The 25,861-nt window shown below is 73.3% G+C and carries 23 protein-coding genes; 21 read left to right on the top strand and 2 right to left on the bottom strand.

Going from position 1 to position 25,861, the window contains the following annotated elements:
• Window positions 1-857 precede the first annotated feature (857 nt).
• The 8 genes from aroC to nusB all read left to right on the top strand — a co-directional run bounded on the left by aroC (window position 858) and on the right by nusB (window position 9,464).
• Complete coding sequence (gene aroC, locus CNX65_RS26155) at window positions 858-2,057, top strand: chorismate synthase (RefSeq protein ID WP_096498012.1); 1,200 nt, start codon at window positions 858-860, stop codon at window positions 2,055-2,057.
• Complete coding sequence (locus CNX65_RS26150) at window positions 2,054-2,569, top strand: shikimate kinase (protein WP_096496128.1); 516 nt, start codon at window positions 2,054-2,056, stop codon at window positions 2,567-2,569. Before aroC ends, CNX65_RS26150 begins: the two co-directional genes overlap by 4 nt.
• Before the next feature lie 599 nt (window positions 2,570-3,168).
• Complete coding sequence (gene aroB / locus CNX65_RS26145) at window positions 3,169-4,275, top strand: 3-dehydroquinate synthase (protein WP_096496127.1); 1,107 nt, start codon at window positions 3,169-3,171, stop codon at window positions 4,273-4,275.
• On the top strand, window positions 4,272-4,712 hold the full coding sequence (aroQ, locus tag CNX65_RS26140) for a type II 3-dehydroquinate dehydratase (protein ID WP_096496126.1): 441 nt from the start codon (window positions 4,272-4,274) through the stop codon (window positions 4,710-4,712). Before aroB ends, aroQ begins: the two co-directional genes overlap by 4 nt.
• 449 nt (window positions 4,713-5,161) lie before the next feature.
• Window positions 5,162-6,673, top strand: a complete 1,512-nt coding sequence (locus tag CNX65_RS26135; protein ID WP_096496125.1) for a glycoside hydrolase family protein — start codon at window positions 5,162-5,164, stop codon at window positions 6,671-6,673.
• A gap of 644 nt (window positions 6,674-7,317) precedes the next feature.
• Complete coding sequence (locus CNX65_RS26130; protein ID WP_096496124.1) at window positions 7,318-8,424, top strand: M24 family metallopeptidase; 1,107 nt, start codon at window positions 7,318-7,320, stop codon at window positions 8,422-8,424.
• A 55-nt stretch (window positions 8,425-8,479) separates the two neighbouring features.
• The gene (gene efp, locus CNX65_RS26125) at window positions 8,480-9,043 is read left to right on the top strand and encodes an elongation factor P (RefSeq protein WP_096496123.1); all 564 of its coding nucleotides are present in this window, start codon (window positions 8,480-8,482) and stop codon (window positions 9,041-9,043) included.
• Window position 9,044: 1 nt separating this feature from the next.
• Window positions 9,045-9,464 carry a transcription antitermination factor NusB gene (gene nusB / locus CNX65_RS26120; protein ID WP_015803954.1) on the top strand — a complete coding sequence of 140 codons (420 nt, stop codon included), beginning with the start codon at window positions 9,045-9,047 and terminating at the stop codon, window positions 9,462-9,464.
• 382 nt (window positions 9,465-9,846) lie between these two features.
• On the opposite strand, the gene bldD is transcribed toward nusB, so the two are convergent.
• Complete coding sequence (gene bldD, locus CNX65_RS26115; protein ID WP_015803953.1) at window positions 9,847-10,335, bottom strand: transcriptional regulator BldD; 489 nt, start codon at window positions 10,333-10,335, stop codon at window positions 9,847-9,849.
• Between the two features lie 258 nt (window positions 10,336-10,593).
• Between bldD and pyrR the strand changes: the two genes are divergently transcribed.
• The 13 genes from pyrR (at window position 10,594) to CNX65_RS26050 (ending at window position 25,351) form a co-directional block, all read left to right on the top strand.
• The gene (gene pyrR, locus CNX65_RS26110) at window positions 10,594-11,166 is read left to right on the top strand and encodes a bifunctional pyr operon transcriptional regulator/uracil phosphoribosyltransferase PyrR (protein ID WP_015803952.1); all 573 of its coding nucleotides are present in this window, start codon (window positions 10,594-10,596) and stop codon (window positions 11,164-11,166) included.
• Window positions 11,163-12,098 carry an aspartate carbamoyltransferase catalytic subunit gene (locus CNX65_RS26105; RefSeq protein WP_096496122.1) on the top strand — a complete coding sequence of 312 codons (936 nt, stop codon included), beginning with the start codon at window positions 11,163-11,165 and terminating at the stop codon, window positions 12,096-12,098. The genes pyrR and CNX65_RS26105 overlap by 4 nt, the downstream gene beginning before the upstream one ends.
• Complete coding sequence (locus CNX65_RS26100) at window positions 12,095-13,393, top strand: dihydroorotase (protein WP_096496121.1); 1,299 nt, start codon at window positions 12,095-12,097, stop codon at window positions 13,391-13,393. The genes CNX65_RS26105 and CNX65_RS26100 overlap by 4 nt, the downstream gene beginning before the upstream one ends.
• On the top strand, window positions 13,390-13,881 hold the full coding sequence (locus CNX65_RS26095; RefSeq protein WP_096496120.1) for a PH-like domain-containing protein: 492 nt from the start codon (window positions 13,390-13,392) through the stop codon (window positions 13,879-13,881). Before CNX65_RS26100 ends, CNX65_RS26095 begins: the two co-directional genes overlap by 4 nt.
• Entirely contained in the window at window positions 13,878-14,990 is a 1,113-nt protein-coding gene (gene carA / locus CNX65_RS26090; RefSeq protein ID WP_096496119.1) for a glutamine-hydrolyzing carbamoyl-phosphate synthase small subunit, read from the top strand. The genes CNX65_RS26095 and carA overlap by 4 nt, the downstream gene beginning before the upstream one ends.
• Window position 14,991: 1 nt before the next feature.
• The gene (carB, locus tag CNX65_RS26085) at window positions 14,992-18,291 is read left to right on the top strand and encodes a carbamoyl-phosphate synthase large subunit (RefSeq protein WP_096496118.1); all 3,300 of its coding nucleotides are present in this window, start codon (window positions 14,992-14,994) and stop codon (window positions 18,289-18,291) included.
• Window positions 18,288-19,106, top strand: a complete 819-nt coding sequence (pyrF, locus tag CNX65_RS26080; RefSeq protein ID WP_096496117.1) for an orotidine-5'-phosphate decarboxylase — start codon at window positions 18,288-18,290, stop codon at window positions 19,104-19,106. Before carB ends, pyrF begins: the two co-directional genes overlap by 4 nt.
• A gap of 308 nt (window positions 19,107-19,414) precedes the next feature.
• Window positions 19,415-19,732, top strand: a complete 318-nt coding sequence (gene mihF, locus CNX65_RS26075) for an integration host factor, actinobacterial type (protein WP_015803945.1) — start codon at window positions 19,415-19,417, stop codon at window positions 19,730-19,732.
• Window positions 19,729-20,328: a guanylate kinase gene (gmk, locus tag CNX65_RS26070; protein WP_015803944.1), complete on the top strand. Its 600-nt coding sequence runs from the start codon at window positions 19,729-19,731 to the stop codon at window positions 20,326-20,328. Before mihF ends, gmk begins: the two co-directional genes overlap by 4 nt.
• A 127-nt stretch (window positions 20,329-20,455) precedes the next feature.
• Entirely contained in the window at window positions 20,456-20,734 is a 279-nt protein-coding gene (rpoZ, locus tag CNX65_RS26065) for a DNA-directed RNA polymerase subunit omega (RefSeq protein WP_015103666.1), read from the top strand.
• Window positions 20,731-21,999: a bifunctional phosphopantothenoylcysteine decarboxylase/phosphopantothenate--cysteine ligase CoaBC gene (coaBC, locus tag CNX65_RS26060; protein WP_096496116.1), complete on the top strand. Its 1,269-nt coding sequence runs from the start codon at window positions 20,731-20,733 to the stop codon at window positions 21,997-21,999. Before rpoZ ends, coaBC begins: the two co-directional genes overlap by 4 nt.
• Window positions 22,000-22,081: 82 nt before the next feature.
• Window positions 22,082-23,284, top strand: coding sequence for a methionine adenosyltransferase (gene metK / locus CNX65_RS26055; protein WP_177154686.1), 1,203 nt, complete (start codon window positions 22,082-22,084; stop codon window positions 23,282-23,284).
• A 69-nt stretch (window positions 23,285-23,353) separates the two neighbouring features.
• Window positions 23,354-25,351, top strand: coding sequence for a primosomal protein N' (locus tag CNX65_RS26050; RefSeq protein ID WP_096496115.1), 1,998 nt, complete (start codon window positions 23,354-23,356; stop codon window positions 25,349-25,351).
• 7 nt (window positions 25,352-25,358) lie between these two features.
• Here CNX65_RS26050 and CNX65_RS26045 read toward each other — a convergent pair whose 3' ends face one another.
• On the bottom strand, window positions 25,359-25,661 hold the full coding sequence (locus CNX65_RS26045) for a PLD nuclease N-terminal domain-containing protein (RefSeq protein ID WP_232520014.1): 303 nt from the start codon (window positions 25,659-25,661) through the stop codon (window positions 25,359-25,361).
• Window positions 25,662-25,861 lie beyond the last annotated feature (200 nt).

The raw sequence follows: 25,861 nt of genomic DNA, 5'->3' as shown, positions 1-25,861 counted from the left end.
AAGGTTGGGTAGGGCCTGGCGGGGGCAGGCAGGACAGGGCCGGGTAGGTCGGGCTGGGCTGGGCAGAATCAGGCCGGGTAGGGCCTGGAGCGGGCAGGCAAGGCCGGGTCGGCCGGACAGGGCCGGGGCTGGCCGCGGCTGGCTCGCTCGGCTCGGGTCGGATCGAGTTGGGCAGGGTCGTGCCGGGTCGGGAGGGGCAGAACAAGCTGGCCGGGTACGGCGGCCCGCTCAGCCACAGCTACAGCCACTGCGGAAAGGCGTAGCTCTCAACCATCACAACGGGGGGCGGGCAATCCACCAACCGGAAAGACGGCCACTGCCCAGTCGAAGGCAAGCGCGGGCGATATGCGCACGCGGAGCGTGCGCACAGAGCACCCTCCCCGCGTCCCTCTTCTCCGTTTGGCCTGGCGAAGCCCGAGCACGCTTGTCAAGATGCCGCCGCACTGCCCGGAAGACCGCCCGAGTCATACGGCGTCTTGACGAGCGTGCTTGCCTGAAAGGAGGCCAAACGGAGAAGAGGGACCCGGACCACCGCAGTGGTAAACCGAACCACCAGCGGAACGGTCACCGGCCGGCAGAGCCCGTCTCCCTCTTTTTTGGAGGTCTGCCCCGCCGGCGAGGCGTGCTTGTGGCTTGTGGCTCTTCAGCTTTTGATCTCACCCACCACCCCCTGCACCCGGTGGCGCACTGACCCGACCACCGCACCAGCTGGCCAGCCCCCAGGCAACCACCCCTGCCGACCACCCCCACCCCGCCGACCACCCCCACCCAGGTGATCACCCCCACATCCACCCCTCGGGACAATCGCCCCCCAACCACCTGCGCGTTCCCCCTGTGCCTGTGCGAAGATGCCGGTCGTGCTGCGCTGGATCACCGCTGGGGAGTCCCACGGCCCGGCTCTCGTCGCCGTGCTGGAAGGCATGGTCGCCGGGGTCGAGGTCACGACGTCCGACCTGACCGCTCAACTCGAGCGCCGCAGGCTCGGTTTCGGCCGCAGTCCCCGCATGGGGTTCGAGGCCGACGAGGTCGAGGTCCTGGGTGGTGTCCGCCACGGCCTGACGCAGGGCGGTCCGATCGCCGTCCGGATCGGCAACACCGAGTGGCCCAAGTGGCAGAAGGTGATGTCCCCGGACCCGGTTGACCCGTCCGAGCTCAAGCCGACCGGTCGCAACGAGGCCCTCACCCGCCCTCGGCCCGGTCACGCCGACCTGCCCGGTATGCAGAAGTTCGGGTTCGACGAGGCCCGTCCGGTTCTGGAGCGCGCCAGCGCTCGCGAGACCGCGGCCCGCACCGCGCTCGGCACCGTGGCCAGGCACTTCCTCAAGCAGCTCCTCGACGTCGACGTGATCAGCCACGTCGTCTCGATCGGCGGCGCGAGCACCCCGGCCGACGCCCCTCTCCCCGGTCCCGGTGACCTGGCCGCGATCGACGAGAGCCCGGTCCGCGCCTTCCACCCGGACGGCACGGCGGCGATGGTCGCCGAGGTCGAGGCGGTGAAGGAAGCCGGTGACACCGTCGGCGGCGTCATCGAGGTCATCGTCTACGGCCTCCCGCCCGGTCTCGGCTCGCACGTCCACTGGGACCGCAGGCTCGACGCCAGGCTCGCCGGCGCCCTGATGGGCGTCCAGGCGATGAAGGGCGTCGAGGTCGGCGACGGCTTCACCAGCGCCACCAGGTGGGGCAGCCAGGCCCACGACGAGATCGACCGCGGCGACGGCCCCAAGGGCGTGACCCGCCGCTCGAACCGGGCCGGTGGCCTGGAGGGCGGCATCACGAACGGCGAGCCGCTGCGCGTGCGCGTCGCCATGAAGCCGATCTCGACCGTGCCGAGGGCGCTGTCGACCATCGACACCCGCACCGGCGAGCCCGCCGTGGCGATCCACCAGCGCTCGGACGTCTGCGCGGTCCCGCGCGCGGGCGTGGTCCTGGAGTCCGTCGTGGCGCTGGTCGTGGCGGAGGCCGCGCTGGAGAAGTTCGGCGGCGACTCGCTGGCCGAGACCCGCCGCAACGCCGACTCGTACCTGCGCGAGCTGGAAGCCCGCTGGGAGGGCAGGTGAGCCCGAGGTTCGTCGTCCTGGGCCCGCCCGGAGGCGGCAAGACCACGGTCGGCGTCCTGCTGGCCGAACACCTGGGCCTCGGCTTCCGCGACACCGACGACGACATCGTCGAGTCGCAGGGCAAGCCGATCTCGGACATCTTCACCACGGACGGCGAACTGGTGTTCCGCGCGCTGGAAGAAGCCGCGGTCGCCAAGGCCCTGTCCGAGTACGAGGGCGTCCTGTCCCTCGGCGGCGGCGCGATCCTGTCCGAGCGGACCAGGGAGCTCCTGGCGGACCACACCGTGGTCTTCCTGAACGTCGGCATGGCGGAGGGCGTCCGCAGAACGGGCCTGTCCAGCGCCCGCCCACTCCTGGCAGGCGTGAACCCCCGCGCGACGTACAAGGCCCTCCTGGAAGCCAGGCTCCCCCTGTACCGCGAGGTGGCGAAGATCGAGGTGCTCACGGACGCCCTGACCCCGGAGGAAGTGGTCTCCACGATCCTCGCCGCCCCCGAGGCGCCCAACTCCTGAAGCCCTGGCTGCGCAGACCACACGGGCTCTGCGCAGCCAGGCCGCAAAGATCACCGCGCCGCGCTGGACCGCGCCGCGCTGGACCGCGCCGCGCTGGACCGCGCCGCGCTGGACCGCGCCGCGCTGGAGCCCGCCAGCCTGGTTCACGCAGAGCCAGGCTGTGCTGGGCCGACCTGGGCAGCACTTGGGCGTGTTGCGCCGACTGCGCCGACCGCGCCAGGTCTCCCCGACGGTACCGCCCTCCAGGTCGACCACGCCTGGTCTCTCCGACCGGGGCGTCAGTCAACGCTGGCCCCGCCGCCCACCCACGTCCCACCCCCGTCCCACCCACGTCCCGCCAGTGGCCCCAGGCATCGCCTACGGGTTCCCGCAAAGCTCGCCGCGCCGCTCGACACCCTGCCCTCGCCGTTCCCGCCCCCATCCCAGGGACTGGCCCTTCGAGTGACCCCCCGAACGCCCCGCTCCTTCACCGGCCCCCGAGTGGCCCACCCCACCCCCCACCCACCCCCCCCTCCGGCGTGCTTCCGGTGTGGGGCCCGTGGCCCCCTCACCCCGGCGTGGTCGAATGTGGGCCGGACTGACTAGCTAGGGGAGTGGTGATGGGCGAGCCGGTGCGCATCCGCGTGGCCGCGGAGCGGCCGTACGAGGTCATCGTCGGGCGAGGGTTGCTCGGGGACCTGGTCGAACTGCTGCGCGGCACCTCGAAGGCGGCGATCGTGCACACCGCCGTGCTCGCCGAGACGGCGGACGCGGTGCTCGAGGAGTTGCGCGCGGCCGGGGTCGACGCGCACCGGGTCGAGGTGCCCGACGCCGAGGACGGCAAGGACCTGCGGGTCGCCGGGTACTGCTGGGACGTGTTCGGGCAGATCGGGCTCGGGCGGCAGGACGTCGTCGTCGGGCTCGGCGGCGGGGCGGTCACCGATCTCGCCGGGTTCGTCGCGTCCACCTGGATGCGCGGGGTCCGACTGATCAACGTGCCGACCACGCTGCTCGGCATGGTCGACGCCGCCGTGGGCGGCAAGACCGGCATCAACACCGACGCGGGCAAGAACCTCGTCGGCACCTTCTACGAGCCGACCGCCGTCCTGGTCGACCTCGCGACCCTGGAGACCCTGCCGCGCAACGAACTCGTCGCGGGCATGGCCGAGGTGGTCAAGGGCGGCTTCATCGCCGACCCGGCGATCCTGGACCTCATCGAGGCCGACCCGGCCGCCGCGCTCGACCCGTCCGGCGACGTGCTCGCCGAGCTGGTCCGCCGCAAGGTCCAGGTCAAGGCCGACGTGGTGTCCAGCGACCTGCGCGAGTCGAACCTGCGCGAGATCCTCAACTACGGCCACACCCTCGGCCACGCCCTGGAGCGCCGCGAGCGCTACCGCTGGCGCCACGGCGCGGCCATCAGCGTCGGCCTGGTCTTCGCCGCCGAGCTCGCCCGCCTGGCAGGCAGGCTGGACGACGCCACCGCCGACCGCCACCGCAGCGTCCTCACCTCGCTGGGCCTTCCCGTGGCCTACGACCCGGACGCCCTGCCGCAGCTGCTGGAGGGGATGCGCTCGGACAAGAAGAACCGCTCGGGCGTGCTCCGCTTCGTCGTGCTCGACGGCCTGGCCAAGCCGGGCAGGCTCGAGGGCCCCGACCCGTCGCTGATCGCCGCCGCCTACTCGGCCGTCGCGGCCGAGCCGAGGACCGGCGGGAGCATCCTGCTGTGAGGCTCCTCGTCCTCAACGGCCCGAACCTCGGCAGGCTCGGCACCCGCGAGCCCGCCGTCTACGGCCGCACCACCTACGCCGACCTGGTCGCGCTCTGCGAGTCCACCGGCCGCGAGCTGGGCGCCGAGGTCGAGGTCAGGCAGACCGACCACGAGGGCGAGATGCTCGGCTGGCTGCACGAGGCCGCCGACGAGTCCTGGCCGGTGGTGCTCAACCCGGCGGCCTGGACCCACTACTCGGTGGCCGTCCGCGACGCCTGCGCCCAGCTCACCGCGCCGCTGGTCGAGGTGCACATCTCGAACGTGCACAAGCGCGAGGAGTTCCGCTCGCACAGCTACATCTCACCGGTCGCCGAGGGCGTCATAGCGGGCCTGGGCGTCCAGGGCTACGCGCTCGCCCTGCGCTACCTGGTCGACAAGGCCACCACCAGCGCCTGACCCGCGCCCCGCGCGAGGCGCCGCGCACGACCCGAACCGCCCCGGTCCCGGAGCCAGCCCCCGGACCGGGGCGGTTCGCGCGTCCACGGGGCCCAGGGCCCGAACGCGAGCCCGAGCACCACCCCGAGCGACCACCAGCGCCACCCCCGCCCGACTTCATACCGGCCCCGCCACCCGGCGGGCATCATCCCCCAACGGGGTACCTCAAAAGGGGGTTCGTTGGGGCTCAGGTTTGCCGCGACGCGTCCGTACGCAGAGTCGTGCACAAGGGTTACCGAGTGCTACCGAGCCTGCCCGCAGAACAGCGGCGGATTTCCCGGTGAGGTCCTCGCGTCATCGAATGCTTCACTCCAACAGGTGGTTTGTTCCCTATAATCAACCCCTATCGGGAATGCAGTCACTTTCCTGTTGCCGTGTGCCCGCAGACCACGCAGGAGATCAGTTCCGGCATGGCCAAACACCACAGGCGTGCGGCGTCCTCGCTCGCAGGCGTCCTCGTCCTCGTCACCCTCGCGGCGTGCGCGCCCAGCGAGGCCGCGCCGTCCCCCGACCACCACCCGGTGGCCGAGACCTCGGCGCCACCCGACCCGCAGCCCCGCCAGCGGCCGGAGAACGTCCTGCTCACCACCGACCGCGGGCGGCAGAGCCCCGGTGTCGTCGCGGCGGGCGGTGGTGACGCGCCGTACAACTACGGGCCCACCGTCATGGTCGAGAACGGCCGGGTGCGGATGTGGTGGTGCAGCCAGCTCGGCTACGCCCTGCCGCCCGGCGACGACCTGCTCCACTCCAGCGCCGCCTCGCTCGACGGCCCGTTCAGCGCCCCCGACGGCAGCAGGGCCGTCCCCGTGCTGAGCGGCACGACCACCGGCTTCGACGGGATGCACACCTGCGACCCGACCGTCGTCAAGGCGGGCGACACGTACTACCTGTACTACACCGGGGCCGCCGGGGACCACGCGCACGGCAACGCCATAGGAGTCGCCAGCAGCAAGGACGGCATCTCCTGGTCCCGCATGGCCAACGGCGCCCCGATCATCACCCCGGCCTACGACACCGCCCGCGACAACACCTACGGCTCGGGCCAGCCCGCCGCCGTGTTCCTGGGCGGCTGGTTCTACCTCATGTTCACCGACACCACCGGCGCCGCGGCGGGCTGGAACGGCGCGGGCCAGTTCGTGCTGCGCTCCCAGGACCCGACGTTCCGCCGGGGCGTGCAGGCGCTCGGCGAGCAGGGCTTCGCCGACGTGGAGGCCACGAACAAGCCGCGCACCCGCTCGGTCGTGGACGCCTTCAGCGCCGACCTGATGTGGATCGACGCGCTGAGCGCCTTCGCGATCGCCCACGAGACCGAGCTGGGCACCACGGTCACCTTCTGGGACCGCGACTTCGCCGGGCACCCGTTCCAGCCGGTCCTGATCCCCGGCCGCTGGCGCGAGGGCCCCGGACTGGTCCGCACCCCGAACGGCCACGCCCCGGTGTCCCCGCAGGACCCGTGCGGCCGGATCCCGCTGGACGTCGTGCGCGCCACCGTCGACGGCTGGGCCAACGCGCCCACCGACCTGACCCGGTTCGGCGTCGACCTCGCGGGCGCGCCGGGCTGCGAGACCGAGGACGAGGCGGGCGTGCTCGACGGGTTCGCCGTGCCCTCGCCGGAGAACACCCTCGACCTGGTCGTGGACGGCGAGCTGGTCAGGGTCGAGCGCCGCTCGGTCGCCGAGCGCCTGGCGAAGGGCGTCCTGGACCGCAGGCCCGCCGCCGTCGAGTCGATGCCGCTGGTCGGCCGGGTGCCGTCGGGCGTGGAGGCGGTCGGCGGACCGGGCGGTCAGGTGGGGCTGCTGGTGGACGACAAGCTGTGGCTGGTCGGCGGGGACGACGTGGCCAAGCTGAACTCCTCGCCGATCACGCAGGTGTCGGGGGAGTCGTGGGAGGAGTACGCGCAGGCGGGGAACCTGCGCCGCTGAGCGAATCGGAATTCGCGGCTCCGGAGCGTGGTGGGCACGGGCGCCGCCGGTGAGATCCGGGGCCGCGAAAATCCGGTGCGAATGCGAATCGCGCAATACCGGGGGAGCGGGCGCACGGCGAATTCGGGAAACCGCGACCGGTATTTGCAACGATGCATTCGCCGCCGAACCGACAGGGCCGACTCCGCTGACCGCGCCGCCGACCGCCCCCCGACCGCGCCGCCCCGCCCCGGATCGCGCCGCCCCGCCCGGACCGCGCCGCCCCGCCCCGCCCCGGACCGCGCCGCCCCCGCCCTGGACCGCCCCCGCCTCGGACCGTCCCCCGCCTCGGACCGCGCCGCCCTTGCCGACCCTGCCCTTGCCGACCCCGACCCTGCCGACCGCGCCAACCCCGCCCCCGACCGCGCCGCCCTTGCCGCCCCCGACCTCGCCGCCCCGACCAGCCCCATGCCGCCCTGAGGCGCACCGCGCAGGCTGCGGGCCGACCTGGGACTACCGGCCGAGGGCGGCTCGGGATGGCCGGGGGTTGGCCTCAAGCCGATCGAGCGCCGCCGGGCGCCGCCCGAGCCCGACCAGTGCGGGGGCCGACCCACCCCCGCTCCGCCCCCCGGCCCTCCCGCCCGGCTCCGCCTAGGCTCCTGGCCATGCCGCACACCTCGCGCCGCGCCGCGCTGCGCGCCACGCTCCGGGACCGGGGACTCGACGCGCTGCTCGTCACGAACCTGCTCAACATCCGCTACCTGACCGGGTTCACCGGGTCGAACGCCGCGCTGCTCGTGTCGGCCGCCTCCGACGAGGCCACCACCTTCTGCACCGACGGCCGCTACACCACCCAGTCCGCCCGGCAGGTGCCCGACCTCGAACGCCTCACCGACCGGCCCTGCGGGGAGGCCCTGGTCGGCCGGGCCGCGAAGGCCGGGCTGCGCAGGGTCGGCTTCGAGAGCGCCCACGTCACCGTCGACGGGCTCGACTCGTTGACCGCAGCCGCGACCGCGGCCGGAACCGGGGCGTCCGGGGTCGAGCTGGTCCGCGCGCCCGGCGTGGTCGAGCTGCTGCGCCTGGTCAAGGACGACACCGAGATCGAGGCCCTCCGCATGGCCTGCGCCGCCGCCGACCGGGCGCTCGCCGACCTCGTCGAGCACGGCGGCCTGCGCGCGGGCCGCACCGAGCGGGAGATCGCCCGCGAGCTGGAGAGCCGGATGCTCGACCACGGCGCCCAGGGCCCGTCCTTCGAGTCGATCGTCGCGGCGGGCGCCAACTCCGCCATCCCGCACCACCGCCCCACCGACGCCGTCGTCAGGGCCGGCGACCTGGTGAAGCTCGACTTCGGCGCCCTCGTCGACGGCTACCACTCCGACATGACCCGCACCCTCGTCGTCGGCCCACCCGCCGACTGGCAGCGCGAGCTGTACGAGCTGGTCGCGACCTCGCAGGCGGCGGGCCGCGCCGCGCTCGTCCCCGGCGCCCCGCTGGCCGACGTCGACCGCGCGTCGCGCTCGGTGATCGAGGCGGCTGGCCGCGGCGAGCACTTCACGCACGGCCTCGGCCACGGCGTCGGCCTGCAGATCCACGAGGCTCCAGCGCTCGCCAGGGCGGGTGAAGGTACACTTCTGCCCGGCATGGCGGTCACCGTCGAACCCGGCGTGTACCTGGCCGGGCGGGGTGGGGTCCGCATCGAGGACACGCTCGTGGTGCGCGAAGGCGCCCCCGAGCTGCTCACCCTGACCACGAAGGACCTCGTGGTCGTCTGACGCCGCCAGCCCACCGGCAGTCAAGCCCCCACACCCAACAGGAGAGTCCACCACCGTGGCCACCACCAACGACCTGAAGAACGGCCTGGTGCTGAACCTCGACGGCCAGCTCTGGACCGTCACCGCGTTCCAGCACGTCAAGCCGGGCAAGGGCGGCGCCTTCGTGCGCACCACGCTGAAGCACGTGCTGACCGGCAAGGTCGTTGACAAGACCTTCAACGCTGGCACGAAGGTCGAGACCGCCACCGTGGACAAGCGGGGCATGACCTACCTGTACAAGGACGGCTCGGACTTCGTCTTCATGGACGGGGACACCTTCGAGCAGATCAACGTCCCCGGCGAGACGGTCGCGGACGCCGCGAACTTCATGCTGGAGAACCAGGAGGCGGTCGTCGCCGTCCACGAGGGCGTCGCGCTCTACGTGGAGCTCCCGACCTCGGTCGAGCTGCTCATCCAGCACACCGACCCCGGCCTGCAGGGCGACCGCTCCACCGGCGGCACCAAGCCCGCCACCCTGGAGACCGGCGCCGAGATCCAGGTCCCGCTGTTCGTGACGACCGGCGAGAAGATCAAGGTCGACACCCGCGACGGTCGCTACCTGGGCCGCGTGAGCAGCTGACATGGGCGCCCGCACCAAGGCGCGCAAACGCGCCGTCGACGTCATCTACGAAGCGGACCAGCGGGGTGTGGACGCCGTCACCCTGCTGTCCGACCGGGTGGGGTCGACCGACGTCCCGCCGATCAACGAGTACACGGTCTCGCTGGTCGAGGGCGTCACCGCCCACCGCGCGCGCATCGACGACCTGATCTCGGAGCACTCCGAGGGCTGGACGCTGCAGCGGATGCCCGCCGTGGACCGCGCCGTGCTGCGGGTCGGCCTGTACGAGCTGCTGTGGGCGGCCGACGTGCCCGACGCCGTCGCGATCGACGAGGCGGTGGAGCTGGCCAAGGGCCTGTCCACCGACGACTCGCCCCGGTTCGTCAACGGCGTGCTCGGCCGCATCGCGGTCATCGCGGACCAGCTCAGGGCCGTTCTCTAGCCCAGCGGAACACCGGCAGGCGGTCGCCCCAGGGGCGACCGCCTGTTCGTGCTGCCACGACGATCCCCAGGCGCAGCGCGGAAACCCAGCGCGGGACACCTCAGCGCGGAAACCCAACGCGAAAACCCCAGCGCGGGACCTCACCGTCGCCTCCGGACGCCCGCGCGGCGCGCCGCTCGTCCCGCCGCGTCCCGGCGCCCGCCGTCGCGAGCGCTCCCTACAGCGCCCGCCGGCCGCGCCGCCGACGACCCCCAGGACGTCGGGCGGACGCGCGACCCGCGGGCCGGGACGGGGGCGGACCCGTGCGCCTGCCTCGGGAGCCCGGCTCGACCGGACCCGCCCCCGTCGCGCGGAGGCGGGCTCACCGGGCCGGTGGGAGGGGCTAGTCCTCCTTGGACGGCCTGGCCTCGGGAGGCAGCACACCCCAGTCGATGAGCTGCTCGGTCAGCTCTCCGGGAGTCATGTCGTAGATGATCGCGAGCGAGCGCAGGTCCTCGGTGCGGATCGACAGCACCTTGCCGTTGTAGTCGCCGCGCTGGCTCTGGATGGTCGCCGCGTACCTGGCGAGCGGACCGACCTTCTCGGCGGGCAGCTGCTGCAACCGCTCCAGGTTGATCACGATCTTGGTGGCGGGCTCCGCGCCCGATGGCACGCGACCCTCCGGGAGCAGCTCGGCAACCGGGACGCCGTAGAAGTCGGCCAGCTCGGCGAGCTTCTGGACGGTCACGGCACGGTCGCCGCGCTCGTACGAGCCCACCACCACGGCCTTCCAGCGGCCACCGGACTTCTGCTCGACGCCGTGCAACGAGAGGCCCTGCTGCTGGCGGATCGCGCGGAGCTTTGCCCCCAGCGCCTTGGCGTAGTCGCCCATGTGGCGGTTCTCCGTTCATTCGCCCCGTCAGCCGGTAGGGGACTGCCCAGGGGAGGCTTAGATCAATACGCAGAGTAATGATTGCTCTCCGTGGTCACCAGGTCAAGCTGATCTCACTGGGACAGGTGGGCGAGACCACTCCGACCACCCGGAAGATTGACCTCCGGGGCCTGATACGGTGCTGGTCAGCCCGGTCTGCACCGGGTGTCCGACGTCCTTTAAGGACCCGTCCGGCGAGGCGGGGAAGGAGGTCCAGCCGTGGCGCCACGTCAACGTGGTGCGACGGACCCGGCAGGAGAGCGCGAAATCCTCTCCGCCGGCGACGTCGCGCGCACCGTCGCCCGAATGGCCCATCAGATCATCGAGAAGACCGCGCTGGATGCACCCAGCGCACCCGAAGTAGTCCTGATGGGGATCCCGAGCCGAGGCGCGCCGCTCGCGCGCAGGCTCGCCGCCCGCATCCGCGAGTTCAGCGGCGTGGACGTGCCCGTGGGCATCCTCGACATCACGCTCTACCGCGACGACCTGCGCCGGGGCCCCACGCGCCCCCTGGAGGCCACCTCGCTGCCGCCCGGCGGCGTGGACGACCGCCTGGTCGTGCTGGTCGACGACGTGCTGTTCTCCGGCCGCACGGTCCGCTCCGCGCTCGACGCCCTGCGCGACCACGGCCGCCCCAGGGCCGTGCAGCTGGCCGTCCTGGTCGACCGGGGCCACCGCGAGCTGCCGATCCGCGCCGACTACGTCGGCAAGAACGTGCCCACCGCGCGCACCGAGGACGTCGCCGTGCTGCTCGACGAGGCCGACGGCCGCGACGGCGTGGTGCTGCGGTGAGGCACCTGCTCGGCACCGAGGGCGTCGACCCGGCGCAGGCCCTCGCGATCCTGGACACCGCGGCCAACCTCAAGCGGACCCTGCTGGGCCGCGAGGTCCGCAAGCTGCCCACGCTGCGCGGCCGAACCGTGATCACGCTGTTCTACGAGAACTCCACCCGCACCCGCGTCTCGTTCGAGATCGCGGGCAAGTGGATGAGCGCGGACGTGGTGAACGTCTCAGCCGGTGGTTCCAGCGTCGGCAAGGGCGAGTCGCTGCGCGACACCGCGCTCACCCTGGCCGCCGCGGGCGCCGACTGCGTGATCGTCCGGCACCCGGCCTCCGGCGCCGCCCAGCGGCTCGCGGGCTGGCTGGAGGCGACGGGCACGTCCGTGGTCAACGCGGGCGACGGCACCCACGAGCACCCCACCCAGGCCCTGCTCGACGCCGCCACCCTGCGGGAGCGCCTCGGCGAGGACCTCACCGGCCGCCGGATCGCGATCGTCGGCGACGTGCTGCACAGCCGGGTCGCCCGCTCCAACGTGCACCTGCTGACCGCGCTCGGCGCCGAGGTGACCCTGGTCGCCCCGCCGACGCTGCTGCCGCAGGGCGTGCGGCACTGGCCGGTGGCCGTCTCGCACGACCTGGACGCGGAGCTGCCCAGCCAGGACGCGGTCATGCTGCTGCGCGTGCAGGCCGAGCGGATGCACGGCGGCTTCTTCCCGTCCGCCCGCGAGTACTCGATCGCCTACGGGCTGAGCGAGCGCCGCGAGGCCCTGCTGCAGGACCACGCGGTCGTGCTGCACCCCGGCCCCATGCTGCGCGGCATGGAGATCGCCTCGGCGGTCGCCGACTCGCCGCGCGCGGCCATCACCGACCAGGTGCGCAACGGCGTGCACGTGCGCATGGCGGTGCTCTACCACCTGCTCGCACACGAAGAGGAAACCCCGTGAACCCGCTGCTGCTCAGGGGCGTGCGCCCCTACGGCGAGGGCGAGCCGGTCGACGTGCTCGTCCGCGACGGCGTGATCGCCGAGCTGGCCGCGACGATCGACGCCGCGACGATCGACGACGACACCCAGGTCGTCGACGGCGGCGGCGCGGTCCTGCTGCCCGGCTTCGTCGACCTGCACACCCACCTGCGCGAACCCGGCCGCGAGGACACCGAGACCATCGCGACCGGGTCCGCCGCCGCCGCGCTCGGCGGCTACACCGCCGTGTTCGCCATGGCCAACACCGACCCGGTGGCCGACAACGCCGTCGTGGTCGAGCACGTGGCCCGGCGCGGGCGCGAGGTCGGCCTGGTCGACGTGCACCCGGTCGGCGCGGTCACCGTCGGCCTCGAGGGCGAGAAGCTCGCCGAGCTCGGCACCATGGCCAAGGTCGGCGTGCGCGTCTTCTCCGACGACGGCCACTGCGTGCACGACCCGCTGCTGATGCGCCGCGCGCTGGAGTACAGCCGCGCGCTCGACGCCGTGATCGCCCAGCACGCCGAGGAGCCGAGGCTCACCGTCGGCGCGCAGGCCCACGAGGGCGAGAACGCCGCCCGGCTCGGCCTGCAGGGCTGGCCCGCCTCGGCCGAGGAGTCGATCGTGGCGCGCGACTGCCTGCTCGCGCTGCACGCCGAGGCCCGCCTGCACGTGTGCCACGTGTCCACCTCGGGCACCGCCGACGTGCTGCGCTGGGCCAAGGCGCGCGGCACGCGGGTGTCCGCCGAGGTCACCCCGCACCACCTGCTGCTCGACGACCGCAGGCTCGCCACCTACGACCCGGTCAACAAGGTCAACCCGCCGCTGCGCGCCGAGTCCGACGTCCTGGCGCTGCGCGCCGCGCTCGCGGACGGCTCGATCGACTGCGTCGCCACCGACCACGCCCCGCACGCCGTGCAGGACAAGGACTGCGAGTGGTCCGCCGCGCGGCCGGGGATGCTCGGCCTGCAGACCGCGCTGTCCGTGGTCGCCGAGACCATGGTCGCCACCGGCCTGCTCGACTGGCGCGGCGTCGCCCGCGTCATGTCCGAGCGCCCGGCGGAGATCGGCGGCCTCGCCGACCAGGGCCGCCCGATCGCGGTCGGCGAGCCCGCGAACCTGGCGCTGGTCGACCCGGACGCCCGCTGGACCGTGCGCGGGGCCGACTTCGCCAGCATCGCGGCGAACACCCCGTTCGAGGGGATGGAGCTCCCCGCCGCCGTCGTGGCGACGGTCCTGCGCGGGCGAGTCACCGCGCTCAGCGGAAGGATCCAGCCATGACCCGCACCCTCCTGGCCCTGCTGTGCCTCGCGGTGTTCCTGCTGATCGCCTACGGCATGTGGCACGGCTGGCGCAGGCGCGCCCGCGCCCAGGAGCAGGTGCTCGCGCGGTTCCCCGCCCCGCCCGCCGAGCAGGGCGAGCCGGTGCTGGAGACCACCGGCGTGTACGTGGGCACCACCATCGGCGACGACTGGCAGGACCGGGTCGCGATCGGCGACATCGGCCACCGCGCCGAGGCCGTGCTGCGGCTGACCGGGCAGGGCGTGCTGGTGGAGCGCGACGGCGCCTCGCCGCTGTGGATCCCGGCCGCCGACGTGCGCGGCGCGCGCACCGCGCGGGGGCTGGCCAACAAGGTGATGACGGCGGACGGCCTGCTGGTCGTGCGCTGGCAGCTCGGGGACAAGGTGCTCGACACCGGGTTCCGGGGCGACGACAAGGACGTGTACGAGCAGTGGGTGGACGCCCTGAACGCGGGAGGCAAGGCATGAGCAGCGCGGCACTGGTGCTGGAGGACGGCCGCGTCTTCCGCGGCGAGGCGTACGGCGCGCGCGGCGCGTCGCTGGGCGAGGCGGTGTTCTCCACCGCCATGACCGGCTACCAGGAGACCCTGACCGACCCGTCGTACCACCGGCAGATCGTGGTGCAGACCGCCCCGCAGATCGGCAACACCGGCTGGAACGACGAGGACGACGAGTCGACCCGCATCTGGGTCGCGGGCTACGTCGTGCGCGACCCCGCGCGCGTGCCGTCCAACTGGCGCTCCCGGCGCGGGCTGGACGAGGAGCTGGAGCGGCAGGGCGTCGTCGGCATCTCCGGCGTGGACACCCGGATGCTGACCCGGCACCTGCGCGAGCGCGGCGCCATGCGGGCGGGCGTGTTCTCCGGCGACGAGCTGGGCACCGCCGAGGAGATGCTGGAGCGCGTGCGCAGCGCCCCGGAGATGAAGGGCGCGAACCTCGCGGGCGACGTCACCACCGCCGAGCCCTACACCGTCGAGGCGGTCGGCGAGCGCAAGTTCACCGTCGCCGCGCTCGACCTGGGCATCAAGTCCAACACCCCCAGGATGCTGGCCGCGCGCGGCATCGAGGTCCGCGTGCTGCCGCTGACGTCCACCCTGGACGAGCTGCTGGCGGTGGGCGCCGACGGCGTCTTCCTGTCCAACGGCCCCGGCGACCCCGCCACCCAGGCGCACGCCGTCGACCTCACCAGGGGCGTGCTGGAGCGGAAGATCCCGCTGTTCGGCATCTGCTTCGGCAACCAGATCCTCGGCCGCGCCCTCGGCCGCGAGACCTACAAGATGCGCTACGGCCACCGGGGCATCAACATCCCGGTGATCGACGTGGCGTCCGGCCGGGTCGCCATCACCTCGCAGAACCACGGCTTCGCCCTGGAGGGCGAGCCCGGCGAGGAGTTCGGCACCGACTTCGGCCGCGCCCAGCTGAGCCACTACTGCCCCAACGACGGCACCGTCGAGGGCGTGCGCGCCCTGGACGTGCCCGCGTTCAGCGTGCAGTACCACCCGGAGGCGGCGGCGGGTCCGCACGACGCCGCGCCCCTGTTCGACGAGTTCGTGACCCTGATGAGCGAGGCCCGCTGACATGCCGAAGAGGACTGACCTCAAGCACGTTCTGGTGATCGGGTCCGGCCCGATCGTGATCGGCCAGGCCTGCGAGTTCGACTACTCGGGCACCCAGGCCTGCCGGGTGCTGCGCGAGGAGGGCATCCGGGTCTCCCTGGTCAACTCCAACCCCGCGACGATCATGACGGACCCGGAGTTCGCCGACGCCACCTACGTCGAGCCGATCACCGCCGAGTTCGTCGAGAAGGTCATCGCGGCCGAGCGCCCCGACGCGGTGCTCGCCACCCTGGGCGGGCAGACCGCGCTCAACACCGCCATCGCGCTGCACGAGCGCGGCGTGCTGGAGAAGTACGACGTCGAGCTGATCGGCGCCGACATCGACGCCATCCAGCGCGGCGAGGACCGCCAGATGTTCAAGGACATCGTGCGCGAGATCGGCGCCGAGGTCCCGCGCAGCGCGGTGTGCCGCACCATGGACGAGGTCCGCGCGACCGTGGCCGACCTCGGCCTGCCGGTCGTCATCCGGCCCTCGTTCACCATGGGCGGCCTCGGCTCCGGCATGGCCCACACCCCCGAGGAGCTGGAGCGGCTCGCCGCCACCGGCCTCGCCGAGTCCCCGGTCACCGAGGTGCTGATCGAGGAGAGCGTGCTCGGGTGGAAGGAGTACGAGCTGGAGCTGATGCGCGACCGCAACGACAACGTCGTGGTCATCTGCTCCATCGAGAACATCGACCCGATGGGCGTGCACACCGGCGACTCGGTCACCGTCGCGCCCGCGATGACCCTGACCGACCGCGAGTACCAGCACATGCGCGACGTCGGCATCGCGGTCATCCGCGCGGTCGGCGTGGACACCGGCGGCTGCAACATCCAGTTCGCCATCCACCCGCAGACCGGGCGCATGGTCGTCATCGAGATGAACCCGCGCGTCTCCCGCTCCTCGGCGCTCGCCTCCAAGGCGACCGGTTTCCCGATCGCGAAGATCGCCGCGAAACTGGCCATCGGCTACACCCTCGACGAAATCCGCAACGACATCACGGGGGAGACCCCGGCCTCATTCGAGCCCGCGCTCGACTACGTCGTCGTGAAGGTCCCCCGGTTCGCCTTCGAGAAGTTCCCCGGCGCGGACCGCACCCTCACCACGACGATGAAGTCCGTCGGCGAGGCGATGTCGTTCGGGCGCAGTTTCATCGAGGCGCTCGGCAAAGCCCTGCGGTCCATGGAAACGAAGTCCGGCGGTTTCTGGACCACCCCGGACCCCGAGGGCGACCTGGCGTCGGCCCTGCAGGAGCTGCGGACCGGCCACGACGGACGGCTCTACACCGTCGACCGGGCGCTGCGCCTGGGCGCGACGGTCGAGCAGGTCCACGAGGCCTCCGGCATCGACCCGTGGTTCGTGGAGCAGATCGCCTGGCTGATCGACCTGCGCGGCGAGCTGGAGTCCGCGCCGGTGCTGGACGAGGCGCTGCTGCGCCGCGCCAAGCGGGCGGGCCTGTCCGACCGGCAGATCGCCGCGCTGCGGCCCGAGCTGGCCGGTGAGGACGGCGTGCGGGCGCTGCGGCACCGGCTGGCCGTGCGCCCGGTCTACAAGACCGTCGACACCTGCGCGGCCGAGTTCGCCGCCGCCACGCCCTACCACTACTCGGCGTACGAGTCCGACCCGGACGCCGAGTCCGAGGTCACCGAGCAGCGCGAACGCCCCAAGGTGCTGATCCTGGGCTCCGGCCCGAACCGGATCGGCCAGGGCATCGAGTTCGACTACTCGTGCGTGCACGCGGCCATGGCGCTGCGCGAGGCCGGGTACGAGACCGTGATGGTCAACTGCAACCCGGAGACCGTCTCCACCGACTACGACACCTCGGACCGGCTCTACTTCGAGCCGCTGACCTTCGAGGACGTCATCGAGGTCGTGCACTCCGAGCGCGCGTCCGGCACCGTCGCGGGCGTCATCGTCCAGCTCGGCGGCCAGACCCCGCTCGGCCTGGCGCAGCGCCTCGCGGACGCGGGCGTCCCGGTCGTGGGCACCTCGCCCAGGGCCATCCACCTCGCCGAGGACCGCGGCGAGTTCGGCAAGGTCCTCGTGGCCGCCGGGCTGCCCGCGCCCAAGTACGGCACCGCCAACTCCTTCGACGAGGCCAAGGCCATCGGCGACGAGATCGGCTACCCGGTGCTCGTGCGGCCCTCGTACGTGCTCGGCGGGCGCGGCATGGAGATCGTCTACGACGAGGACACGCTGCGCGGCTACATCGAGCGCGCCACCGAGATCAGCCCGGAGCGCCCGGTGCTGGTCGACCGGTTCCTCGACGACGCCATCGAGATCGACGTCGACGCGCTCTACGACGGCCACGAGGTGTTCATCGGCGGCGTCATGGAGCACATCGAGGAGGCCGGGGTGCATTCCGGCGACTCGGCGTGCGCGCTGCCGCCGATCACCCTGGGCGAGACCGACGTGGACGCGGTGCGCCGCTCCACGCTGGCCATCGCCGAGGGCATCGGGGTGCGCGGCCTGCTGAACGTGCAGTACGCGCTCAAGGACGACGTGCTGTACGTGCTGGAGGCCAACCCGCGCGCCAGCCGCACCGTGCCGTTCGTGTCCAAGGCGACGGCGGTGCCGCTGGCCAAGGCGGCGGCCCGGATCATGCTGGGCGCGACCGTGGCCGAGCTGCGGGCCGAGGGCCTGCTCCCGGCCGAGGGCGACGGGGCCAAGCTGCCCCCGCACGCCCCCGTGGCGGTCAAGGAGGCGGTCCTGCCGTTCCACCGCTTCCGCACCCCCGAGGGCAAGGGCGTGGACTCGCTGCTCGGCCCGGAGATGAAGTCGACCGGCGAGGTCATGGGCATCGACGTGTCCTTCGGGACCGCGTTCGCCAAGTCCCAGACCGCCTCCTACGGCTCCCTGCCCACCTCGGGCAAGGTGTTCGTGTCGGTGGCCAACCGGGACAAGCGGGCCATGATCTTCCCGGTCAAGCGGCTCGCCGACCTGGGCTTCGAGGTGCTGGCCACGGCCGGGACCGCCGAGGTGCTGCGCCGCAACGGCATCCCCTGCACCGTCGTGCGCAAGCACTTCGAGGGCGAGGAGAACGTCGTCGACCTGATCCTGGGCGGCGGCGTCGACATGATCATCAACACCCCGTACGGCAACAGCGGGCCCCGCGTGGACGGCTACGAGATCCGCACCGCGGCCGTGGCCAGGGACATCCCGTGCGTGACCACGATCCAGGGCGCGGCGGCGGCCGTGCACGGCATCGAGGCCGCGATCCGCGGTGACATCGGCGTGCGGCCCCTCCAGGCGCTCCAGGCGGCGCTGAGGGGGCAGGCGTGAGGTTCGGCGAGCGGCTGGCGCGGGTGGTCTCCGAGCGGGGACCCCTGTGCGTCGGCATCGACCCGCACCCCGGCCTGCTGGCGTCCTGGGGGCTCCCCCAGGACGCCTCCGGGCTGGAGCGCTTCGCCCTGACCTGCGTCGAGGCCCTCGGGGCCGAGGCGGCCGTGGTGAAGCCCCAGTCGGCCTTCTTCGAGGCCCACGGGTCGCGGGGCGTGGCCGTGCTGGAGCGCGTGATCGCCGATCTGCGGTCGGCGGGCGCCCTCGTGCTGGTCGACGCCAAGCGGGGTGACATCGGGTCCACCATGGCCGCCTACGCGGCGGCCTACCTGACCGAGGGCTCCCCGCTGGCGGGCGACGCGGTCACGCTGTCGCCCTACCTCGGGTTCGGCGCGCTCGAACCGGCGCTCGCCGCCGCCGAGGAGTCCGGGCGGGGCGTGTTCGTGCTCGCCCTCACCTCCAACCCCGAGGGCGCCTCCGTGCAGCGCGCGCGGGGCGAGGACGGGGTCGCGGTCGCGCAGGCCGTGGTCGACGCGGCGGGCGCGCGCAACGCGGGCGCGTCGCCGCTCGGCGACGTCGGGCTGGTGGTCGGGGCGACCGTCCACGAGTTGGGGGTCGACCTGTCGGGGCTCAACGGCCCGGTGCTCGCGCCGGGCTTCGGCGCCCAGGGCGCTACCGTCGCTGACCTGCGGAAACTCTTCGGCGACGAGCTGCGCGGGGTGCTCCCCACGACCTCTCGGGACGTGCTGAGGCACGGCCCCTCGGTGTCCGATCTGCGGGGTGCGACGCGCCGGGTCCTGGACTCGTTCACGGTGTGATCACGATCAAATCCCGGCCCGGTTAGCGTGGTCCGCTCACCTGCGAAAACGGGGCCTGGTACGGTCACGGCCACCGGTTGGGAGCACCGCCGACGGGCGCATACCACACAGGTGTTGCGCACGGGATTGCCGGTGGCGGTGAAGGCTCTTCCGGAGGGTGTTGGTACTACTACCACCCGCCGCAACCGCCGAACGCTGAAGATTTACCTGACTGGGTGGTAACAGACCCGTGTTGTACCCAGGCAATTGCGCTCGGTACGGTCGCGACGCAGATCCAGAATTGAAATTCCCACACCACGGAGGAAATCGTGGCCCTTCCCCAGCTTACCGAGGAGCAGCGGGCCGCAGCGCTGGAGAAGGCTGCTGCCGCTCGTCGCGCTCGCGCTGAGCTCAAGGAGCGCCTCAAGCGTGGCGGCACGACCCTGAAGGACGTGCTGAAGGCTGCTGAGAGCGACGAGGTCCTGGGCAAGATGAAGGTGTCGGCGCTCCTGGAGGCGCTGCCCGGCGTCGGCAAGGTGCGCGCCCAGCAGATCATGGAGCGGCTGGAGATCGCGCCGAGCCGCCGCCTGCGGGGCCTGGGCGACCGCCAGCGCAAGGCGCTGCTCACCGAGTTCAGCGGCGAGTGAGTGACGGCACCGGGGCGGGGTCGGGCGTTCGCGCCCGGCCCCGCCTCACCGTTCTGTCGGGTCCCTCCGGCGTCGGCAAGTCCAGCGTGCTGGCCGAGCTGCGCGGCAGGGACCCCGAGCTGCACTACAGCGTCTCGGTGACCACCAGGAAGCCGAGGCCGGGCGAGCTGGACGGCGTCCACTACCACTTCGTGGACGGCGCCGAGTTCGACCGCATGGTCGACGCGGGCGAGCTGCTGGAGCACGCCGAGTTCGCGGGCAACCGCTACGGCACCCCCAGGGCGCCGGTGGAGGCCGCGCTGGCGTCGGGCCTGCCCTCCCTGCTGGAGATCGAGCTGCAGGGCGCCAGGCAGGTCAGGGCCGCCATGCCCGAGGCGCGGCTGGTCATGCTGGCCCCGCCCTCCTGGGAGGACCTCGTCGCCCGGCTCACCGGCCGCGGCACCGAGGACCCCGCCGTCGTCGAGCGCAGGCTCGCGATCGCCAGGCAGGAGCTGGCGGCCGAACCCGAGTTCGACGAGGTCGTCGTCAACGACGACGTGCGTTCGGCGGCGACGAAGTTGCTAGACTTGGTGGTCGGCCCGCTGCCCGGCGCCTGAGCGCACCGGGTCCGCACAGCAGGAGCCGCCCCGCAGAGCCCCGCAGGTCGGGGCCCGGACGGGCGGGCGCCGCGAGGCGCGGGACGACCGAGGCTTGAACGAACACCGACCGCAGGAGCGTTGACGAGTGACCACGCACACCGAGCTGGGCCCCCTGTCCGGGTCGCCGGAGGGCATCACCAACCCGCCGATCGACGACCTGCTGGAGCAGGTCAGCTCGAAGTACGCGCTGGTGATCTACGCGGCCAAGCGGGCGCGCCAGATCAACGACTACTACGCCCAGCTCGGCGAGGGCCTGCTGGAGTACGTCGGCCCGCTGGTCGAGCCCGGCCCGCGCGAGAAGCCGCTCTCCATCGCGCTCCGGGAGATCCACGCCGGCCTCCTCGAGCACACCGAGGGCGAGTGACCGAGCACCTGCCCGGTGCCCCCGCCAGACCCCGCGTCGTGCTCGGGGTGGGCGGGGGCATCGCCGCGTTCAAGGCCTGCGAGGTCCTGCGCGGCCTGACCGAGACGGGCCACGACGTCCGCGTCGTGCCCACCGAGGAGGCGCTGCGGTTCGTCGGCGCCGCCACCTTCGAGGCGCTGTCGGGGCAGCCGGTCCGAACCGGCGTGTTCACGGACGTGCCCGAGGTGCCGCACGTGCGGCTCGGCCAGGAGGCCGACCTCGTGGTCGTCGCCCCCACCACGGCCAACCTGCTGGCCAAGGCCGCCCACGGGCTGGCCGACGACCTGCTGACCAACACCCTGCTGACCGCGCGCTGCCCGGTCCTGCTGGTCCCGGCGATGCACACCGAGATGTGGGAGCACCCGGCGACGCGGGACAACGTGGCGCTGCTGCGCTCGCGGGGCGTCATCGTGGCCGAGCCCGCCAGCGGCAGGCTCACCGGCAAGGACACCGGCAAGGGCAGGCTGCCCGAGGCCGTCGAGATCGTGGAGCTGGCCCGGTTGCTGCTGGCGCGCGGCGACGCGCTGCCGCGCGACCTGGAGGGCCTGCGCGTCGTCGTCTCGGCGGGCGGGACCCGCGAGCCGCTCGACCCGGTCCGCTTCCTGGGCAACCGCTCGTCCGGCAGGCAGGGCTACGCCATCGCCCGCGTCGCCGCCCAGCGCGGCGCCGAGGTGGTCCTGGTGGCCGCGCACACCGCCGACCTGGTCCAGCCCGCGGGCGTGGAGCTGGTGCGGGTGGGCACGGCCCTTCAGCTGCGGGACGCGATGCACGCCCGTGCCGAGCGGGCCGACGTGCTGGTGATGTCCGCCGCCGTCGCCGACTTCCGACCGGTCGACCTGGTCGAGCACAAGATCAAGAAGGGCGACCTCGACCCGGACCCGGTGCGGCTGACCCGCAACCCGGACGTCCTGGCCGAGCTGGTCGCCGCGCGCCGCCCCGGCCAGTCCGTGGTCGGCTTCGCCGCCGAGACCGGGGACGCGGGCGCGAGCGTGCTCGACCACGGTCGGGCGAAGCTCAGGCGCAAGGGGTGCGACCTCCTCGTCGTCAACGACGTCGGTTCGGGGGGCGCCTTCGAGGGGGAGGACAACCAGGGCTGGTTGCTCTCCTCGGACGGGACCGAGCGGCCCATCCCGCACGGCTCGAAGGCCCAGTTGGCGTCCATCCTGTGGGACGCGGTGGTCGCGGGCCGGTCGTCCTCAGAGGTTCCCGAGCCCGGCCGTCAGTAAGCTCGGAGCGTTCACGAGGCGGTGCGGAGCGTCGCCGGGACGGTCAGGTAGCCAATCGTTGATCTCTGTAGTGGGGAGTGCCGTGAGCCAGCACAGCAGCAGGCTGTTCACCAGCGAGTCGGTGACCGAGGGGCATCCGGACAAGATCTGCGACGCGATCAGCGACTCGATCCTGGACGCGCTGCTGGCCAAGGATCCCACCTCGCGGGTGGCGGTGGAGACGCTGGTGACCACCGGTCAGGTGCACGTCGCGGGCGAGGTGACGACCGAGGCGTACGTGGACATCCCGTCGATCGTGCGGGAGAAGATCCTGGAGATCGGCTACGACTCCTCGGCGAAGGGGTTCGACGGTCACTCGTGCGGGGTGAACGTGGCGATCGGGGCGCAGTCCCCGGACATCGCGCAGGGCGTGGACACCGCCTACGAGCAGCGCACCGGTGACGCCGGTGACGACATCGACCAGCAGGGCGCGGGCGACCAGGGCCTGATGTTCGGCTACGCGTGCACGGACACGCCGGAGCTGATGCCGCTGCCGATCGCGCTGGCGCACCGGCTCTCGCGCAGGTTGACGGCGGTGCGCAAGGACGGCTCGGTGCCGTACCTGCGCCCGGACGGCAAGACCCAGGTGACCATCGAGTACGCCGGTGACCAGCCGGTGCGCCTGGACACCGTGGTGGTGTCCACGCAGCACGCGGACGGCATCGACCTGGAGCAACTGCTCGGCGTCGACGTGCGCGAGCGCGTGGTGGCCCCGGAGATCGAGGGCCTCGGCCTGGACACCTCCGACGTGCGGCTGCTGGTCAACCCGACCGGTCGGTTCGTGATCGGCGGTCCGATGGGTGACGCCGGGCTGACCGGTCGCAAGATCATCGTGGACACGTACGGCGGCATGGCGCGGCACGGTGGTGGCGCGTTCTCGGGCAAGGACCCGTCGAAGGTCGACCGCTCGGCGGCGTACGCGATGCGGTGGGTGGCCAAGAACGCCGTCGCCGCGGGTCTGGCGACCCGCATCGAGGTGCAGGTGGCCTACGCGATCGGCAAGGCCGCCCCGGTGGGTCTGTTCGTGGAGACCTTCGGCACCGAGACGGTGGACCCGAGCAAGATCCAGCAGGCCATCACCGAGGTGTTCGACCTGCGCCCGGCCGCGATCATCCGCGACCTCGACCTGCTGCGCCCGATCTACGCCCCCACCGCCGCGTACGGCCACTTCGGCCGCACCGACGTGGAGCTGCCGTGGGAGGACACCTCCCGCGCCGACGCCCTCCGCGCGGCGGCGGGCGCCTGATCGGACGGGACCACCCGGAGGGGGACCGGCGGTCCGGGACTGTCGGACCCCTCTGGTAGAGATTCGGGCATGGCACAGGGCAGGGCGGCGAGCAGGCGGGGCGAACGCGTCCCCGCCGCCGCCATGCCCGTGGCCAGGGTCGTCGTGGACGTGCCGCTGCCGCACCTGGACCGCCCGTTCGACTACCAGGTGCCCACCGACCTGGACGAGGTCGCCGTGCCCGGCGTGCGGGTGCGGGTCCGCTTCGCCGGTCAGCTGGTCGACGGCTACCTGCTGGAGCGCGCCGAGTCCACCGAGTACGGCCGCAAGCTCGCCTTCCTGGAGAAGGTGGTGTCCCCGGAGCCCGTGCTGGCCCCGGAGGTGGCCCTGCTGGCCCGCGCGGTCGCCGACCGGTACGCGGGCACCCTCATCGACGTGCTGCGCATGGCCGTCCCGCCCCGGCACGCCCGCGCCGAGGCCGCCGAGCCCCCACCCCCCGCGCCCGCGCCCGAGCGGCCCGCCGACACCGGCTGGGGCCGCTACCGGCACGGGGCCAACTTCCTGGACGCGCTGGCCGCGGGCCGCGCGCCGCGCGCCGTGTGGCAGGCGCTGCCCGCCGAGGACTGGCCCGCCCGGCTCGCCGAGGTCGCCGCGACCGTGGCGTCCACCGGCAAGGGCGTGCTGGTCGTGGTGCCCGACCACCGGGACCTCGCCCGGCTGCACGAGGCGTGCGCGAAGCTGGTCGACCCGGCGGCGGTGACCGTGCTGGCCGCCGAGCTGGGGCCGCAGGAGCGGTACAAGCGCTGGTTGGCGGTGCGGCGCGGCTCGGTGCGGATCGCGCTGGGCGCGCGCGGCGCGGCCCTGGCCCCCGTCAACGACCTCGGGCTCGTCGTGGTGTGGGACGACGGCGACGACCTGCACACCGAGCCGAGGATGCCTTACCCGAACGTGCGCGACGTGCTCGTGCAGCGCTCCCACCTGGGCGGGGCCGCGTTCCTGGTGGGCGGGTTCGCCCGCACCGCCGAGGCGCAGCTGCTGGTGGACAGCGGGTGGGCGCACGAGGTCGTGGCCGACCGGGAGGAGCTGCGGGCCGCCGCGCCGCGCGTGGTCGCGGTCGGCGACGGCGACTGGCAGGAGGCCAAGGACCCGGCGGCCCGCTCGGCGCGGCTGCCGTCCATCGCGTTCGAGGCCGCCCGCGCGGCGCTGTCGGCGGGCGCGCCGGTGCTGATCCAGGTGCCGCGCCGGGGGTACGTGCCCGCGCTGGCCTGCGGGCAGTGCCGCGCGGCGGCCCGGTGCAGGCGCTGCGCGGGTCCGCTCGCGCTGCCCGGCGGTGGCGGCGACGGCGCGCCCAGGCCCGCCTACTGCCGGTGGTGCGGGGCGACCGAGGCGGCGTTCCGCTGCCCGTCGTGCGGGTCGCGCAGGCTGCGCGGGCAGGTCATCGGGGCCAGGCGCACCGCCGAGGAGCTGGGGCGGGCGTTCACCGGGGTCGTGGTGCGCACCTCCGGCGGCGACGACGTGCTGGCGAAGGTGCCCGGCGGGCCCGCGCTGGTGGTGGCCACGCCCGGCGCGGAGCCGGTGGCCGACGGCGGGTACGGGGCCGCGCTGCTGCTCGACGGCTGGGCGCTGCTCGGCCGGGCCGACCTGCGGGCCGCGGAGGAGGCGGTGCGCCGCTGGATGGGGGCCGCCGCCCTGGTGCGCCGGGGCGACCGGGGCGGCCGGATCGTGGTGGTCGCCGAGTCCTCGCTGGCCCCCGTGCAGGCGCTGGTGCGCTGGGACCCGGTGTGGCACGCCGGGCAGGAGCTGGCCGCCCGCGCCGAGCTGGGCTTCCCGCCCGCCGTGCGGATGGCCACGCTCGACGCGTCCCCGGACGCGCTGGCCGTCGTGCTGGAGGAGCTGCGGCTGCCCGAGCGCGGCGAGGTGCTGGGGCCGGTGCCGCTGGGCGAGGAGCGCGAGCGGGCGCTGGTGCGGGTGCCCAGGGGCGACGGGCGGGCGCTGTCGACGTCCCTGTCGGACGTGCTGTCGGTCCGCAGCGCCCGCAAGGAGACCGAACCCGTGCGGGTGAAGGTCGACCCGCTCGAAGTGCTCTGACCGGCGGTCAGCGGCGACCGCTCCGCCCGTGCGCGCAGGCGGCCTCGCGGCGGGCGAAGCCCCGGCCGATCGCGAACCACAGCAGGCAGCCGAGGAACGGCAGGCACAGCACGATCACGATCCACACCAGCTTGAGCGGGAAGCTCTGCGGCGAGCCGAGGATGCTGACCAGCGCGGCCAGGAAGAGGACGACCAGGGCGGCCAGGACCACGAGGACCCCGCCGCCGAGCGCGATGCCCCAGATCTGGAACTCCGGGTCCTGCTGCGCGTGCTGGGCGATCGTGGTCGCGGTCTGCGCGGTGGTGGGCAACTCGATCCCTGCTTCCCGTCTCTCGTCGGTGGCGCCGGGCCTCTCGACCCGACGACACCGATGCTGCCGCCGGGCGACGTCATCGCGCGTCATCACCGGAGCCGGTCCGGGACTAGTGCTGAAGCACTACCCGCCGGGCTCCGGGCACCCCGTCCGCGCCACCCGCCCACCCGAACGGTCGCCGCTCGGGGCGTACCCGC

It is taken from the genome of Actinosynnema pretiosum (genome assembly GCF_002354875.1).
Taxonomy (GTDB): Bacteria; Actinomycetota; Actinomycetes; order Mycobacteriales; family Pseudonocardiaceae; genus Actinosynnema; species Actinosynnema auranticum.
This window is presented reverse-complemented; position numbering and strand designations above follow the sequence as displayed.

Coding starts and splice junctions, on each gene's coding strand:
- carB (WP_096496118.1), top strand. CDS start 14,992: ATGCCGAAGAGGACTGACCTCAAGCACGTTCTGGTGATCGGGTCCGGC.
- CNX65_RS26050 (WP_096496115.1), top strand. CDS start 23,354: ATGGCACAGGGCAGGGCGGCGAGCAGGCGGGGCGAACGCGTCCCCGCC.
- nusB (WP_015803954.1), top strand. CDS start 9,045: ATGGGCGCCCGCACCAAGGCGCGCAAACGCGCCGTCGACGTCATCTAC.
- CNX65_RS26095 (WP_096496120.1), top strand. CDS start 13,390: ATGACCCGCACCCTCCTGGCCCTGCTGTGCCTCGCGGTGTTCCTGCTG.
- aroB (WP_096496127.1), top strand. CDS start 3,169: ATGGGCGAGCCGGTGCGCATCCGCGTGGCCGCGGAGCGGCCGTACGAG.
- CNX65_RS26130 (WP_096496124.1), top strand. CDS start 7,318: ATGCCGCACACCTCGCGCCGCGCCGCGCTGCGCGCCACGCTCCGGGAC.
- CNX65_RS26135 (WP_096496125.1), top strand. CDS start 5,162: ATGGCCAAACACCACAGGCGTGCGGCGTCCTCGCTCGCAGGCGTCCTC.
- bldD (WP_015803953.1), bottom strand. CDS start 10,335: ATGGGCGACTACGCCAAGGCGCTGGGGGCAAAGCTCCGCGCGATCCGC.
- carA (WP_096496119.1), top strand. CDS start 13,878: ATGAGCAGCGCGGCACTGGTGCTGGAGGACGGCCGCGTCTTCCGCGGC.